The sequence below is a fragment of the Tolypothrix bouteillei VB521301 genome (assembly GCF_000760695.4).
GTDB classification, from domain to species: Bacteria; Cyanobacteriota; Cyanobacteriia; order Cyanobacteriales; family Nostocaceae; genus Scytonema; species Scytonema bouteillei_A.
Genome location: NZ_JHEG04000001.1, coordinates 9,245,700 through 9,260,566, shown reverse-complemented (window position 1 = coordinate 9,260,566; position 14,867 = coordinate 9,245,700). Strand labels below are relative to the sequence as shown.

Here is a 14,867-nt window from a genome sequence, read left to right as displayed (position 1 = left end):
GGGTGAAATTCATGTCATTTTTATTCTCTTACTATCATGAAATTTATCCTGAATCTTATAGCTCTTAAAAAAGATAAAATTCCCTACAAAAGCATCCTTTTTCTCTTGTTACTGCTGATTGGTGGAATAACATTATTTAATAATTTTCAGCAATCCTCAAAGGAAACGCTTCTTAAACCACTTCCTCAAGACCCTGCTATTAAAGTTTATTTTAACCACAATCCAATTTCCTTTTATAAAGATCCTTACAGAAACTTTACTCGGAAAGGGGATAATTTAGAACAGCAAATTATTGACACTATTAGTCAAGCACGATTCACTGTAGACATAGCTGTGATGGAATTAAGACTTCCAAAAGTTGTGGAAGCCTTAACTCTTGCCCACAAACGTGGAGTAAAAGTCAGGGTATTAATAGACAGCAAATATAATAAGACAATAGCTGATTATACACCAGAAGAAATCGCCAAAATGAATCAACATGACAAGCGAGCTTATGAAGAATTAAAGCGATATCCTGTTGATGCTCTGGCTATATTACGTGCTAGTGGAATTGAGATAAAAGACGACACATCGAGCCGTGCGCCCAAAGGCAGTGGGCTTATGCATCACAAATTTGTGGTTGTAGATGGAAAGACAACGATTATATCTAGCGGCAATTTGACAAATTCTGACTTACATGGGGACTTTAGCAATTTAGACAGTCGGGGAAATCCCAATAACACTATTGTAATTCCAGACAACAAACAAATTGCTAGCGTTTTTACTCAAGAATTCAATTATATGTGGCAGGGATTATTTAAATCCTATAAACCAAAAAGAAATCTGGTTGAAATTCCGGTTGGACGTGGGACGATCGCAGTTAACTTCTCTCCAAATCGCAAAAAAGACAATATTGCAACTACGAGTAATGGAATTATTGCTTCTTACATACAACAAGCCCAAAAGAGCATACACATTGCCGTGTTTGTGTATTCCGATCAAAAAATTAGCGATACTCTTGGAGAAGTTCGCGATCGCGGAATTGAAGACATCAAAGTGTTGATAGATCCTGATTTTTTTAGACAACCTTACTCCAAAGCATATGATGCTATGGGTGTTTGTCCGCACCCAAGCAAAAGCAGTCGGTTTATCAAAGTGAAACCTTGGAAGCGTCCTATAACAACTGTGGGTTTTCCTACAGGACTGATGGGCGATCGCGGAGTACACAGTAAGATGGCTGTTTTAGATGGGGTATTAGCGATCGCGGGAAGTCATAATTGGTCTAATTCAGGAAATTACTTAAACGACGAGACTTTAGTATTCATTAAAAATTCCATTGTTGCCGCACATTATGAAAGAGAATTTAATCGGCTATATGAAACAGCAGAGTTGGGACTAAAAACTCTACCATCTGCACGGAAATGTAGTATTATATCAATCCTAAATCAATTGTAAAAAATTTGGATTGCTAATAGCTAATAGCTAATAGTTAATTGCCAGTTTTTTATTAGCCATTAGCCATTAGCAGTCTTCACTCTTATTCTTATATTTTATTTAGGACTGCTATATTAGTTAGCGTTTAGTGGTTGGTAGGGTGTGCATTACCCGCTATATAAAGCATTTGTGTGTCATAATCCTACCTATCAACCACTAACTCTCTAACTCTCTATCAAAAGGAAGGTTGTGATTTATCTCTACTTTGAGAAAGAGGAAAATTTATCTTCTCACTTTCTAGGATAAAACCAAAGCTAGAGAATAGGAGAACATTGATGAAAGTTGATGAATTAGCACAAGACCTCAGAGAGCAATTACCCCAAGAAGCCCAGCAGATTTTCGTTGCAGCTTTCAATGCTGCTCAAAGCGACGGTATTAGCGAAGACGGTGCGCGTCAAATTGCTTGGAACAGCGTTCGCAACCAGTACGGTCAAGACAAAAATGGTAATTGGTATGCGAAGGGTGAAGTCACTGCTCAGCACTACAAAGCTGTTACCTCTGGTGGTAACTAGGACTCCTTACATAAAGTTATCAGTTTAAGGGAACAGCAGAAAATAAATTACTCCCGGAATGTGGGATGGGCGTCCTTGCCCATCCCTAGCTATTATTTGCTAAGATGCCAGTACAGCAAAAAATTTTGAGACATTTTTGTCTTAATGGTTTAAGTATATGCAAGACTCTGTATTTGTTATATTTATTGCTTTCGGGTGTATATGGATCTTAATGGGAGGAGCGGCTTTAATAGCTTTCCTAAAGTCAGAAGGAGAAGAAATTCGATTTGGGAAATGGGGGTTGATTGTTGCCATCCCGATTGTTATCCCCATCGTCGTTGCGCTTATCATTGGCGCATTTTATCATTAAAAGCTTACGATCTTCTTTTTTCCCACTAAAGCAATAAAAAAATATATGCCTTCGCATATATTTAGTAAAAATCACTTAATAAATTTTATTAACGATCGACGTCAACCCGTATTTTCTCGCGGGGACAGCGCCAAGGTTGAGCATTTCTTGTCCCAACATAGACACAACCTTGCGATCGCATAGCATCATCAGAGACACCATCTGGTTTATAGAAACGCCAGCGTCCTTGGTCATCCGGTCCCGATACTGCTCGGATTGTGCGTCTTTCATAGGATCGCCTGTCGTATCGGTCGTCGTAGCGATCGCCATAATTTCTATCAGAAACTTGCACCGAAATTCTCCGACTCGGACAGCGCCAAGGGATTTGCGTTCCAACATTAACGCAGCCTTCTGCTCTCATAGCGTCATCGGAAACATCGTTTGGCTTGTAAAAGCGCCACCGTCCTTGGTCGTCAGGACCAGATACCGCACGCAGAGTTTGGCTATAGGAACCTCCGCGATCGTATCGGTCATCATAGCGATCGTTATCATCCCGACTTTCAATTTCTACCCGAATTGTGTCGCGAGGACAGCGCCAACGTTGTGCATTTCTCGAACCAACATCAACGCAACCCTGTGCTCGCATTTCGTCACTAGAGACATTACTGGGTTTGTTGAACCGCCACCGTCCTTGGTCATCCGGTCCCGATACCGCTCGGATTGTGCGTTTGTCCCTATACCTCTGAGAGATTACTAAGGGAGAATCAAAAGCTTTTACTTCCTCTGCGGAGACAATAGGTGCATGCATTCCTACGGTTGTCGCAGAGATTAACAAAGCCACAGATAAAGCAGAAGTTTGATAGAGATACATTTTCGTATGGTGATGATATTTGCTTGCTTTTTAAACTGAGACCTACTTAAGAACCACTACTGAAAGAGGGTTAATAACAGGTTTGCCGATCTATGTATAATGACGGAATAATTAACAACTGAGTTCCTAAATTTTAACAGCAAGCAGTGACCAGTAACTAATGACAGAGGTCGCAAACGCTGAGATTCTTTAGGGTAAGAAATAATGCGATCGCACTTCCAGCATACAGAAAATTACTATGAATACACCAAGTAATGTTAGCTATCAAGTTCGACCAAACAAACCAATTGTCTTAGCTAAGATCGATCCCAATGCCTCTGAAAATTACAAAAACAAAAAAGACGTTGAAGAGGAGCTAGAATACCAGCGCCAGCGTCTTCAAACTTTACAAGAGAGATTGTACGCAGAACATCAACGCAGTCTACTGATTGTGTTGCAAGCCATGGACACAGGTGGCAAAGATGGCACAATCAAACACGTTTTTAGCGGAGTTAACCCCCAAGGCTGTCAGGTGTGGTCGTTTAAAACACCCTCTCAAGAGGAGTTAAGTCATGATTTTCTCTGGCGTTATCATCACCGAGTCCCACAGCAAGGAATGATTTCTATCTTTAACCGCTCTCACTATGAAGATGTTTTGATTGTTAGAGTCAAGCAGCTAGTCCCTCAAGAAGTTTGGGAAAAACGCTATCAAGTTATTAATGAGTTCGAGCATATGCTGACTCTTAACAAGATTAAGATAATTAAATTTTTTCTACATATTTCTAAAGACGAACAGAAACGACGGTTGGAAAGTCGGTTGCAAAATCCCAACAAGCATTGGAAATTTTCCCATAACGATCTTAAAGAGCGTTTGCTTTGGGATGACTACCAAGCAGCCTTTGAAGACGCAATTAATTATTGCTCAACCGCTCATGCTCCGTGGTACGTAGTTCCTGCTAACAAGAAGTGGTATCGAAATTTAGTTATTGCACGTACAATTGCTGATACCCTGGAATCGATGAATCCACAATATCCGCCAGCAGAAACGGGCTTGGATAAAATTGTTATTCCAGATTAAGAAGAGAAATGAAAAGATTGAGGCGATTGGAAATCGCGTCTATACAAGCAAAGTCCACCTACGTGGACTTCATCTTAAGTGTGTGCAAATGGACTTAGGTTTCACCGAAAACCCTAATTGTTGAGATAATTTCTTTGTGCGATCGCGCTCCAACCACCATCAATAAATAAACAAAATTCCTACTTTCACAAATCCAATGGGATTACCGCCCGAGTGCAAATTGATAATAACTCTAACTAAGGCAAAACCCCAAAAATCTTGTGGAGAACGAGGGGAAATATATTTGCTCAGTTCGTTTGCTTTTTCTGTTTAGAGAGTGGAGTTGTTATTTTTCAGAATAATTCGCTAATTCTTGTGCTACTTCTGCTATCATTTGTCTCCGAATCGATAAGGGAGCAATAACTTCGCCTTTCGGTCGCCATTCTCGCAGGCGCATCAGGACGTTGATATCGCCGTCTCGTATCCAGGCGTTGTAATAAGCATCGTCTTTAGAACGTTGACTGATAATTTCTAACAACTGTTGGCGTTCTTGCTCGTTTGAAATATTTTGAGCAATTAATTTAGGGAGTTGGTTATAGGAAACTTCACAAAAAGTAGGATGTCTTATTGTGTTTTCTACGTACCACTTGGCAAATTCTTTTGGGAAACGGAGAATGAGCCATTCTTTTTTAAGATAGAAATTGAGCCCCCAAGCATCTTTCAACTCTCGATCGACATCCGATGGGATTGGTAAATTTCCTGTTTGCCACATCTGCTTTAAGATGGTAGGAATGAGGGGATCGTTCCATGCCAGCAGTTGCAGGCGATCGCAAGCAATGCGGTCTAGGCGGTAGTTGTGCCATGCTACATTATTATCGGGATCTGTGCCATATGCACTGAGGTATTTAGCACGGCGTCGATAATGCAGGCAAACTGGGTAAACAGTCACTTTGACTTTGCTTTCAGTTGCTGCTATCCAATACTCGAACTGCACTACGCTACCAGAGGATTTGCGCCAAAGCTGTTCTAGCTGTTCCTGGTAATTATCAACTCGGTCTTGCATTTGTGGAGAAAGGATATAGTCTAGGTGTAGGAATATTCTTTGGTGCGGGTCTTTGGCATAAAGTCCTCTAGAGGCGGAAGAACTGGCTATTTGCTCCCATAACTTTCCTATAATTAACGATAAGTTTGGCTGTACAAAGGCGATGGATTCCAAGATTTGCAGGAGTTCCCACGTCTGTGCTAGGTCTAGAGAAAACAGACTCAGTTCTGGGGTTGTTTGAGTTGGGGGCGTTGGTAAATCTTTTATTAAAACAGAACGATACTTTTGTATTTCTGTAATTTGCAACCAACCCAGGCGGACTAGTTGTTTGAGATCGTCCCTTAAAGAACGATGCACGGTGGCAAAAGGATGTTGTTGTAGAGCCTTTTGTAATTCCTCTTCGCTCATTCCTGTCAGTTGAATTATGGATTGCTGCCATTTGTCAACGCTCAGATGGAAGTTTTGCTCGAAGACTATTTCTGAAAAAGTTTGATGGCAAATGCAATTGCGATCGCTACATTGGGCGGTGATGTCTTGAGCGTTTATGCGATCGCTTTTGGGATGACGGTAGGCAAATAAGCAGTCCCGCAACTGTGAGTATGTAAATGGTGTTGGGAGTTTGTTTACCCAGTTGGTTTGACTGCTGTAGAGTTTGTTGATGAGCACCCACAATCGCAGCGATCGTTGTAGTCGGTTAGCAAGTTGTCCTGCAGCCAGCCATTGCAAAATTTCTGGGGTAGGTGGGAGAAACGAATTTTCAGTCAATTTTACAACCTATCTATAATATGAGATCGTCACAATTTGTATTATCCTTTTCGGCAATTTAAAGTATTTAATAATACTTAAACAAAAGATTATCATTTACATAAAACTTAATTGTCTCCTGTAAAGCCTTGTGCAGCAATAGTTTTCCCAACTAGTTCTGAAAGTATCGGCATTTTGATGAATAGAATTGTAACAATAATATGTTTAATAGAAGACCCCTCTTCTACTGAATATGCAATAATGTCAGAGAAACAAAAGTTACCAATCAGTATGAGTGAGGCTACTATCCCAGCTTTGCGCCTGCACCTGAGTGAATCAGTGGTAGCACAAGGTTTTAAATACCAAGTGCTATCGATTGAGTTAACGAAAAACGATCGTTTGATAGAACCGCAAGATATACAAAATCTAGAATTGCCTCCTGGGATTGATACCACTGGTGGCGTGGCGATCTCCGGTCGCGCCCCGATGTGGCTTTATTCTTACCTCACTCATAAACTGGATAGTACCGATTGGGTGGCTTGCTATGACCCTCGTTTGGGAGCAGTCGTGTCTGTCACGCACTCTCATCAAGTCCGTATCGGTCAAGTTATTCCTATGAGTCCACCAAATGGAAGCCAAAATCATCCATTTGGTAAGGAAAAAAGAAACATGGAAGCTGGGCTATGTCCGGCGTTGATGATAGTAGGACCGCCAGATAGCGGTAAAAGCGTACTCTCCCATGCTTTGTTTCAAGCTTTATTATCTGACCATCCTGAGATTTACTTACAACGCGCTCACTGGGATGGAGAAGGGAACTACATTTTGGAATTAAGTGCAGAGGCGACTCATGATGAGATCGAAGCCTTCAAGAAACTTAATAAGGGGGCTTTGACAGAACGGTTTTTTCCCTATCATGCTCAAGCAATATTACAACTGCGGAAGCAAAAGTCTTTGGTGATTGTAGATGTTGGGGGGATGGTACAGCCAGAGAAACTGCCTATTTTAGAAGCTTGTACTCACTACTTGATTATTAGCTCCAAGTCAGAAGAAGTGGATGCTTGGCATGAGTTTTGTCGGGACAGGGGAAATTTAAAGCCTGTAGCAGTGATTCACAGTCGTTTGGAGGAGATAGAAGAGGTTCACAAACAGGAGCCATATTTGGAAATAACTTGCGGTCCTTGGGTAAGGGGACAGGTGAAAAGTGTTTCGGATGTGTTGCTTAAGCAAGTCAAAAAGCTGCTACAGCATTCTGCCCAATGATGAAGACTGGCTTAGCCAGCACAAGGATGTTATGACAAATTTACCAACTTCTGCCAAAAATGTCGCCTTAATCATTGCCCAACAAGCTATGTGGGCTATGGCAAAATGGGCTGATGCTAATTTACCAAGTGATTGTTACTTTCCTGAAGATTGTCATGCTACTAAGAAAGCTAAAGCTGAAGAACAGCTAAATTGGTGCGACAATACCATACTGCAAAAGCCGCCTGATAATATTTTTAAGCCTTTGCGTTTGTTATTTGACCATGTGAAACTGGATAAAGGTCAAGACAAACATCATTATTGGGAAGCACAAGCGATTGAAAATAAAGATAAGTATCCCATTATTCCCTATCCTCAATTCTATCCTCAAAATCAGAAGCCGGGACAAGATAAATTGGAGGGATTGAAACAGCAAATTAAAGATGAGATTGAGAAGCTTCAGTTAAAGCTTTATGACTGGGAAAATCTCTCTTTCTTGATGATGGTTTTGGAGAAGTTTGGCTCCTACATCAGCTTTGGTGAGGCGGATGATATAGCCCTAATTGATATGGTACGGGTAACAGCAGCAGTAGCAGCTGCCCTGGCTCATAATTCTGCATCCGACAATCTCAGTTTAATTGCAGGTGATTTATCAGGTATTCAAAAATTTATTTATACTATTTCTTCTGATGGTGCCCTAAAATCTTTAAGGGCAAGAAGTTTTTATTTGGAATTAGTTACAGAGGAAATTGTACAGCAAATATTGGATAGATTAGATTTACCACGCACAAATGTTATTTATGCTGGTGGAGGAAATTTTTACATTTTAGCATATGGCGATACAAAACAAGTAGATAATGTTGTCAAGTCTGTACGAAATAGCTTTAACAAGTGGCTAATGAACAGTTTTCAAGGAAAACTATTTTTAGCAATTGATTACTTACCTTTTTCTACTCAATATGTCAATAAAAAAGAATTCGCTACGTATTGGAAGCAGATAACAACTAAACAGTTACCTGTGCATAAAAATCGGAAATTTGAAATGTACCTTAGCGATTTTCTCAAGCGAAAAGCCAGTTATGAAACATGTCGAGTTTGTCATAGAGATGATATACCAAAACTCAAACCTTTAAAAGATTTAGATTCTTCTCCTGCTTGCTGGCTCTGTCGGAAAATGTTTGAATTAGGAGATAAATTGTTTAAAGTCAAGGCAATCGTTCGTTCATATAGAGCCACTTTCAAGAAAGAAGTAAAGGTAGAGAAGATGTACAGGTTTTATGTCTCGGGCGTGTACTACTTCTTATTTGAAGATATCAATAACGCTATGACTGTTGATGATGCTGAAAATATTTTTTTAATTAACAATTGGCAATTAAAGAACTACCGACATGAAAATATAACACCACTGCTTCTGGGAAACTATGGTCAACTCACTCAAATTGAAGGTGAATCAGGCTATATTCGATCTGGTGAAATGGCAAAAAAATCAGAAGAATCAGGGTGTATTCCTAGAGTAGGTTATTTACAAATGGATGTTGATAAACTGGGGAGGATATTTGCTGAAGGTATAAATGAAGAAAGGCAAAAATTATACTTACTGAGAATGGCTGGACTATCACGACAAATGAGTTACTTTTTTAAAGTCTATCTTAATAGTTTAGCGGCTCAACGTGAAGATACTTTTATCATACCTATTAATAATCAAGTTAAAGTTTTAGAAAAAGTAAAAATTTTAAGTAAGAATGAACGAAAAAATTTACTCTTTATATATGCTGGAGGTGATGATTTATTTATCAGTGGTTCATGGAATGAAATAGTTGAATTAGCCTTTGATATCTATCAATGCTTTCGTGCATATACAGGCCATAATCCAGATATTACTCTATCTGGAGGAATAAGTATTGATGAACCAAAATTTCCTCTTTATCAAGCTGCTTCTGCTTCAAAACAAGCGGAAGAAGCAGCTAAAGAAAAAGGTAGAGATAGGTTAGGTTTATTTGGTGAGTTTTTCAAATGGGAAGAATGGATAACTACAGAAGATTTGTCAAGCGTTATAGAAGATTTATCAAATGTTTTTAATAAGAAAGATAAAACTTTATATTATCTTAGACTAGAAACCCAGCCAGAAATCTTTGGTGTTTTAAATTTTGTCAAACAACTAACTGAACAACTAGAACCTAGTTCTGACTACTCGCGTAGTTTCATTCGCAGTCTTTTAGATACTGCTGAAGCACAAGATATAATGATCGAAAAAAAAGTAGAACAACAAAATGCTGAACAAGAAAACCAGATCCGCTACTACTTGCATCTACCTAAATTAGCTTATGCTTTTTCTCGTCTACCAGCAACAGTACGCGATAAACCAGAATTCTCTCCTATTCGTCAATCTTTAATGAATCCTCTAAACGCACGTTATTTTCGTGCGATCGCTACTTGGATTGAACTTCTTAATCGTTCTCGGTAATTAAAATGAGTAATAGCATTATCGCAAAAAGTGACAAGATTGCTAAAAGAATTCGTGACTTACGTAACCAAAAAGGACAGCCAGGAACTTTAAAAGACTATGATAAAAATCAGATGCTTCAAGATGCTGAGTCTTTTGCTGATGACATTTGGCTTTTTGGGCTAGAACTTAGTCAAATAACTTCTTTTAAAAAATGTAGATAGTCTTAAAAGAGAAAATAATTTTTCTAAAATTAGTTCTGAGTTACCTAAAATTAAACAAAGTCTTCAGATGCCTGCTCAAGACAATGAAGCGATTAAATCTATTAAAATGATTATAGATGCTGCAAGCGATAAGGTGAAAGATTTACAAGACTTTAAAAATTTCATTCAACTTATTGAGTTATTTACAGAAATTACTGATAAAATTATCAGAACTATCAAGAAAGGAAAAAATATAGGTCTTAAAGATTATCCGATTCGTCAACTTGTTAAAGATTCTGAAGAATTTGGCTATTATCTAAAAACAAATGGTTTAAAGACTAATCAAATTCGCAAATTTCTAGATACTGTTAATCGTCTAAAAATAGAAATAGCTGTAAAAAGCAAAGATATAGAACCTGATTCAGGAGTAATTTCCTTACAAAAAATACCTAAAATTGACACACAAGTAGTCTTACTAAAACAAAAACTAGCTTATGCTACTGCTAGAGCACCTGTAGTACAACCTTTAAAAGAAGTCATGGACGTGGCAATTGACCAAGTACATGACACCGATGATTTTGAGCGTTTCTTTCAACTTGTTGAATCGATTATCGCTTATCACAAAGCTGCTGGAGGAGGAGATTAATTATGACTGTACCATTAGCACAAAAAAGATTATTAGGCAAAGTGTATATTAAAGCCACCTTAGTTGTGGAAACAGGGCTGCACATTGGTGGGGGTGAGGGTAAACTCGATATCGGTGGAATTGATAAACTTGTTGTTCGTGAACCGATCACAAAACATCCTTACTTACCTGGTTCATCTATTAAAGGTAAGTTGCGTTCAATTCTAGAACGTTTTTTAAATAAACCTTTGAATCGCGATTCTGCTGGAGTTTGGCGCTATGAAAGTGATGACATCCTAGATGGATATACAGAAATTACACAGAAAGAGAATAAAGATAATATCTTAGTTTTGTATCAAGGTTCTCAAAGCTGTGAACTCAGTCGTTTGTTTGGTGCAACTGGTAAAGATTGCTGGTTAAAAATATCTGATGCTGATGCTGATGGATTACCTTATTTAGAAAAACCTAGAAAAATTAAAAAGAACAGTACCAATTATGGTGAGTTTGATGAAAGTGGAGAAGAATATGTAAAGGTTAAAGGAAGAAATACACCTGCACGCTTGATTGTTCGAGATTCTCATCTACTACAAGAGTCTATTAAAAAACTTGAAAAAATTGATACAGGTTTATTTATGACCGAACGCAAATTCGAGAATGGTTTAGATAGAATTACAGCTGCTGCAACTCCTAGACAATTTGAACGAGTTCCAAAAGGAGCGAGATTTGATTTAGAAATGATCTATAGTGTAGAAGTTGAAAATAAAAATGAAGTCAAAACAGATTTAATAAATATTGCACTTACCCTTGCAATGCTTGAAGATGATGCTTTAGGTGGGCATGGTTCACGAGGCTATGGTAAGGTAAAATTTGAAAACTTTGTGCTAACCCAACATAAGTATTCTTTAGATGAAAGCGGTGGCTCTATCTCGATAAAATCGACTTCCGATACAAATCCTAATTTAGATATTAAGAATACCACTGATTTATTCAAACAGTTAGACACAGAAAATAGCCAGTTACAGCAGCTTCTACAAATTAGCGAAGCGCAAGAGACTGTTGCTGTAAAATAGTAAAAATTTTTATTTATTCCTATAGTGGTGAACGTGAAGTGTGCTGTAAAATAGTAAAACTTGATTTTGGTAGTAACCTTGCTCATTTTGGTGAGTTAGGCATTGGTATTGAACAAACTAGTGAAAGAGTGCGTTCTGATACTCTCTTTAGTGCTTGGATAAGTTCTTACGCCAAATTCTTTGGTAAAGAAGATGCTGGAGATTTACTAGATAGATTAGTGAAAAATCCTCAATCACTATTTCAACTTAGTTCTACTTTTATCTACTCTAAAGAAGGTAGCCGCTATACCTATTATTTACCTAAACCATTACTTTTACCAAATGGGTACCCACAAAATGATTTAAAATTTACTAAAAAGTATAAGAAACTTAACTACTTACCCTTAAAAATCTGGCATCGTTGGTATCAAACTCAAGAGGGATTTACTGAAGATGATGAAGATGAATTAGAAAATTACCCTGAGGTTTCTCTAGCTTTAAATAAAGCAGGAACATTTAATTATCAAAAAGTTTACACAATTAGTCTTGTCCCCAAAGTTGCTGTAGACCGTACTACAAGAGCAACAAATTTCTACCATACTGGCTTTGTGCAATTTCTCTCGAAACCAGATGAAGATAAACAAGCTGGTTTATACTTTATCATTAAATTCCCTAAACCAGTAGATGAGAAACTTGTACAAAGACTAAAATTAGCTCTCGACCTTTTGGGAGAAGAAGGATTAGGCGGTGAAAGATCTAGTGGTGCAGGAAGATTTAAACCTAATTGGATAAACGAAGAAGAGAAAGAATTTGAGAAGGATTGGAAAAATATATTAAACCCATCTGAGGTAAATAAGAATAAGCCAAACTACTGCTTAATTAGCTTGTATTGGCAAAATTCGCTACCAGATGGACTACTAGACGAATCTGCTGCTTACGAGATTCAAGAACGAGGGGGTTGGATTGTATCTCCATTTTCTGGTCGTCAACTACGCCGTCAATCTTTGCGAATGTTTACTGAAGGTTCAGTTTTTCCATGTTCTCCTTTAGGAGAACTAGCTGATGTGACGCCAAAAGAATTTCATAAATATCCAGATACACACAAAATATATCGTAGTGGAATTAGCTTTAGTCTTTCAATTAACGCCCCGGAGTAGAAATTATGGTCAGTTCTCCCAACACCATCCGGAATAAACTAAACACTTACAAGGAATGCAACTATAAATCTCAACGTATTCAGTTAACAAGTCCTTTAATTCATATTGGAGCAGCAGAATCTGCTCTAACTCCCTTTGACTATATTCAGAGAGATATACGTAGTAGAGAACAAGTACATCGATTGATTTACTTTCCCAATAATAATGCTTTAATAACAGTTTTATCTCAACAGGGAAAACTAGATAATTATATTATGCTTATCAAGCACTATATTAATGAAAAAAATGCTTATAGGTTAACTCAAAGACGTGAGAGTATCCTAGAATTGCTTGAAGAAATACTGGGTAAAAAATGGTGGAATTATACTCATATTTTTCCCGCTACAAGTATTAGCCACAAACGGACAAAAGAAGAAATTAAAAAACTAAGACCTTCAATTCGCAATGGTTTTGGAGAATTATATATACCTGGCACATCTATTAAAGGAGCAATTAGAACTGCGATTGCTTACTATTTACTTAAATATCAAGTATCTACGACAAGGCTGAGTGACATTGAGCAAAAATTAAGGCAACTTAACTCCGTCTTTATTAAAAGAAAAAAGGCTTACCTAGATGACGAAAGATTAATTAAATTGGCTAACAATCAAGAAATATCTTTGAGCAGTTACTTATTCTCGAATTTTAAATTCACCCACAAATATCGCCCTTCTCAAGAAATAGATACTCCTAATACAGATTTTATGAGAGCTATAAAAGTTACTGATTCTTACTCATTAGAAAAAAATGATACTGACAATTTATCTATAGTAGCCGAAGTGATTTCCTCTAGTTTTTATGCCAATGATAGTGGAAGATTAGCTAAAGAAAGTGCGAAAAGTAATTTTGTAGAAATGGTTTGGAATGTTCAAGCAGAATTTAATCTTACTATTGATACGGAAATGCTATCCCAGTTTCAGCATGAACAGGGAATGCAGTTACCTCGCCAACTATGGACTATAGAAGGCATTCTAGAAATTTGTCAAGAATTTGCACAAGCACAATGGGAGCATGAAAAAAGATATTGGAACGGTATTCAAGATAATCCTAATGATGAAAAACTAAACTTTAGTCGTATTCGCCAGTTCTATAATAATAATTGTTCCTATAATCTTAGACTTGGCTGGGGAAGTGGAATGATGGGAACCACAATTGGTTTACATTGTCACGAAGAAACTCGAGAACACATTCGTAACGCTTGCGGTATTTCCACCAATTCTTCAGAGACTCCAAAATCTAGACGCACTGCAATAATTCCTACTCGAACCAGCACAACCAAACGACCTTTGGGATGGGTTCAGCTTACTTCTATGGAGGCCGTATGCTAATTCGATCTACTTGGACATTAACTGTATCCGAGCCAGTTTTTCTACCCCGAGCTTATAGCTTGGAACTAGTGAAGGACTTGCACAGAAGAATGCAAATATCCTTTGCCGATATAAAAATCCCTGCTGTTACTTATTCAGGAATCATTGGTTCTTGTTCTACCTCCGGAGACTTTATAACTTTTAGTCCAAATAATTTTTACAAATTATCCCTTTGTGGTTTACAAGATATGACAGCAAAGGTAATTTCTAACCTAGATCTATCTCCTTACTTTGAGTTTTTAGGAACAAAGTTTGATGTAGTAAATCGACAAAATGAAACTACCAGCTACGAACATCTTTATCACACTCTCGTTGCATCTGAACCGGAACCTATTAAGCGATTTTATCTAGACTTCATTACTCCTACTGTTTTTGCTCAACAGAGAACTCGTTTAGCCTTACCTGTACCTTACTTGATGTTTCGTAGTTGGTTAGAACGATGGAATCATTTTGCACCAGTTTACTTAGGTAGTGATGAATTAATGACTTTTTTGAGTGATGTAATTACACTGAGAAAGCATAAAATTCAAACTAGAATATTTAAATTAGCAAATGGATTTGTCAATGGTTTCACAGGTAATGTAACCCTACAAGTTTTGCACGGTACTGAGCCATTATTGGCAAATGTTGCGAATCTTCTAGTTAACTATGCTCAGTTTACAGGTACAGGAATGAAAACTAGATTAGGCATGGGTTTAACGAACATTAATTTAATGTATTAATTATATAATCTGGAGAA

The 14,867-nt window shown here is 37.7% G+C and carries 14 protein-coding genes; 12 read left to right on the top strand and 2 right to left on the bottom strand.

Annotated elements, in window-relative coordinates; translation table 11 throughout:
* The first annotated feature begins 36 nt into the window (after positions 1-36).
* The 3 genes from HC643_RS37900 to HC643_RS37890 all read left to right on the top strand — a co-directional run bounded on the left by HC643_RS37900 (position 37) and on the right by HC643_RS37890 (position 2,334).
* Positions 37-1,434, top strand: a complete 1,398-nt coding sequence (locus HC643_RS37900; protein ID WP_082051642.1) for a phospholipase D-like domain-containing protein — start codon at positions 37-39, stop codon at positions 1,432-1,434.
* Between the two features lie 314 nt (positions 1,435-1,748).
* Positions 1,749-1,985: a ChaB family protein gene (locus HC643_RS37895; RefSeq protein WP_038085671.1), complete on the top strand. Its 237-nt coding sequence runs from the start codon at positions 1,749-1,751 to the stop codon at positions 1,983-1,985.
* Positions 1,986-2,142: 157 nt separating this feature from the next.
* Positions 2,143-2,334, top strand: coding sequence for a hypothetical protein (locus tag HC643_RS37890; protein ID WP_038085669.1), 192 nt, complete (start codon positions 2,143-2,145; stop codon positions 2,332-2,334).
* An 88-nt stretch (positions 2,335-2,422) separates the two neighbouring features.
* On the opposite strand, the gene HC643_RS37885 is transcribed toward HC643_RS37890, so the two are convergent.
* Positions 2,423-3,184, bottom strand: a complete 762-nt coding sequence (locus tag HC643_RS37885; RefSeq protein WP_050045484.1) for a hypothetical protein — start codon at positions 3,182-3,184, stop codon at positions 2,423-2,425.
* 238 nt (positions 3,185-3,422) lie between these two features.
* Between HC643_RS37885 and HC643_RS37880 the strand changes: the two genes are divergently transcribed.
* Positions 3,423-4,241 carry a polyphosphate kinase 2 family protein gene (locus HC643_RS37880; RefSeq protein WP_038085666.1) on the top strand — a complete coding sequence of 273 codons (819 nt, stop codon included), beginning with the start codon at positions 3,423-3,425 and terminating at the stop codon, positions 4,239-4,241.
* 325 nt (positions 4,242-4,566) lie between these two features.
* On the opposite strand, the gene HC643_RS37875 is transcribed toward HC643_RS37880, so the two are convergent.
* Positions 4,567-6,027 (bottom strand): TIGR03985 family CRISPR-associated protein, encoded by a 1,461-nt coding sequence (locus tag HC643_RS37875; RefSeq protein ID WP_038085664.1) that lies wholly within the window; start codon positions 6,025-6,027, stop codon positions 4,567-4,569.
* A 240-nt stretch (positions 6,028-6,267) separates the two neighbouring features.
* Between HC643_RS37875 and crn3 the strand changes: the two genes are divergently transcribed.
* From crn3 to cas6, 8 genes are all read left to right on the top strand, one after another.
* Positions 6,268-7,266, top strand: coding sequence for a CRISPR-associated ring nuclease Crn3/Csx3 (gene crn3, locus HC643_RS37870; protein WP_237266040.1), 999 nt, complete (start codon positions 6,268-6,270; stop codon positions 7,264-7,266).
* Positions 7,267-7,297: 31 nt separating this feature from the next.
* Positions 7,298-9,709: a type III-A CRISPR-associated protein Cas10/Csm1 gene (gene cas10, locus HC643_RS37865; protein ID WP_038085657.1), complete on the top strand. Its 2,412-nt coding sequence runs from the start codon at positions 7,298-7,300 to the stop codon at positions 9,707-9,709.
* Between the two features lie 5 nt (positions 9,710-9,714).
* Positions 9,715-9,912 (top strand): hypothetical protein, encoded by a 198-nt coding sequence (locus HC643_RS37860; protein ID WP_167844842.1) that lies wholly within the window; start codon positions 9,715-9,717, stop codon positions 9,910-9,912.
* Positions 9,913-9,979: 67 nt separating this feature from the next.
* Positions 9,980-10,537, top strand: coding sequence for a type III-A CRISPR-associated protein Csm2 (csm2, locus tag HC643_RS37855; protein ID WP_237266039.1), 558 nt, complete (start codon positions 9,980-9,982; stop codon positions 10,535-10,537).
* Positions 10,538-10,539: 2 nt separating this feature from the next.
* Entirely contained in the window at positions 10,540-11,586 is a 1,047-nt protein-coding gene (csm3, locus tag HC643_RS37850; protein ID WP_063779471.1) for a type III-A CRISPR-associated RAMP protein Csm3, read from the top strand.
* 38 nt (positions 11,587-11,624) lie between these two features.
* Positions 11,625-12,722 (top strand): type III-A CRISPR-associated RAMP protein Csm4, encoded by a 1,098-nt coding sequence (gene csm4 / locus HC643_RS37845; protein WP_038085654.1) that lies wholly within the window; start codon positions 11,625-11,627, stop codon positions 12,720-12,722.
* A 5-nt stretch (positions 12,723-12,727) separates the two neighbouring features.
* Positions 12,728-14,089: a type III-A CRISPR-associated RAMP protein Csm5 gene (gene csm5 / locus HC643_RS37840; RefSeq protein WP_038085651.1), complete on the top strand. Its 1,362-nt coding sequence runs from the start codon at positions 12,728-12,730 to the stop codon at positions 14,087-14,089.
* Positions 14,083-14,850, top strand: coding sequence for a CRISPR system precrRNA processing endoribonuclease RAMP protein Cas6 (gene cas6, locus HC643_RS37835; RefSeq protein ID WP_038085708.1), 768 nt, complete (start codon positions 14,083-14,085; stop codon positions 14,848-14,850). The genes csm5 and cas6 overlap by 7 nt, the downstream gene beginning before the upstream one ends.
* Positions 14,851-14,867 lie beyond the last annotated feature (17 nt).

Coding starts and splice junctions, on each gene's coding strand:
- HC643_RS37890 (WP_038085669.1), top strand. CDS start 2,143: ATGCAAGACTCTGTATTTGTTATATTTATTGCTTTCGGGTGTATATGG.
- HC643_RS37900 (WP_082051642.1), top strand. CDS start 37: ATGAAATTTATCCTGAATCTTATAGCTCTTAAAAAAGATAAAATTCCC.
- cas10 (WP_038085657.1), top strand. CDS start 7,298: ATGACAAATTTACCAACTTCTGCCAAAAATGTCGCCTTAATCATTGCC.
- csm2 (WP_237266039.1), top strand. CDS start 9,980: ATGCCTGCTCAAGACAATGAAGCGATTAAATCTATTAAAATGATTATA.
- csm3 (WP_063779471.1), top strand. CDS start 10,540: ATGACTGTACCATTAGCACAAAAAAGATTATTAGGCAAAGTGTATATT.
- cas6 (WP_038085708.1), top strand. CDS start 14,083: ATGCTAATTCGATCTACTTGGACATTAACTGTATCCGAGCCAGTTTTT.
- HC643_RS37895 (WP_038085671.1), top strand. CDS start 1,749: ATGAAAGTTGATGAATTAGCACAAGACCTCAGAGAGCAATTACCCCAA.
- HC643_RS37885 (WP_050045484.1), bottom strand. CDS start 3,184: ATGTATCTCTATCAAACTTCTGCTTTATCTGTGGCTTTGTTAATCTCT.
- crn3 (WP_237266040.1), top strand. CDS start 6,268: ATGTCAGAGAAACAAAAGTTACCAATCAGTATGAGTGAGGCTACTATC.
- csm5 (WP_038085651.1), top strand. CDS start 12,728: ATGGTCAGTTCTCCCAACACCATCCGGAATAAACTAAACACTTACAAG.
- HC643_RS37860 (WP_167844842.1), top strand. CDS start 9,715: ATGAGTAATAGCATTATCGCAAAAAGTGACAAGATTGCTAAAAGAATT.
- HC643_RS37880 (WP_038085666.1), top strand. CDS start 3,423: ATGAATACACCAAGTAATGTTAGCTATCAAGTTCGACCAAACAAACCA.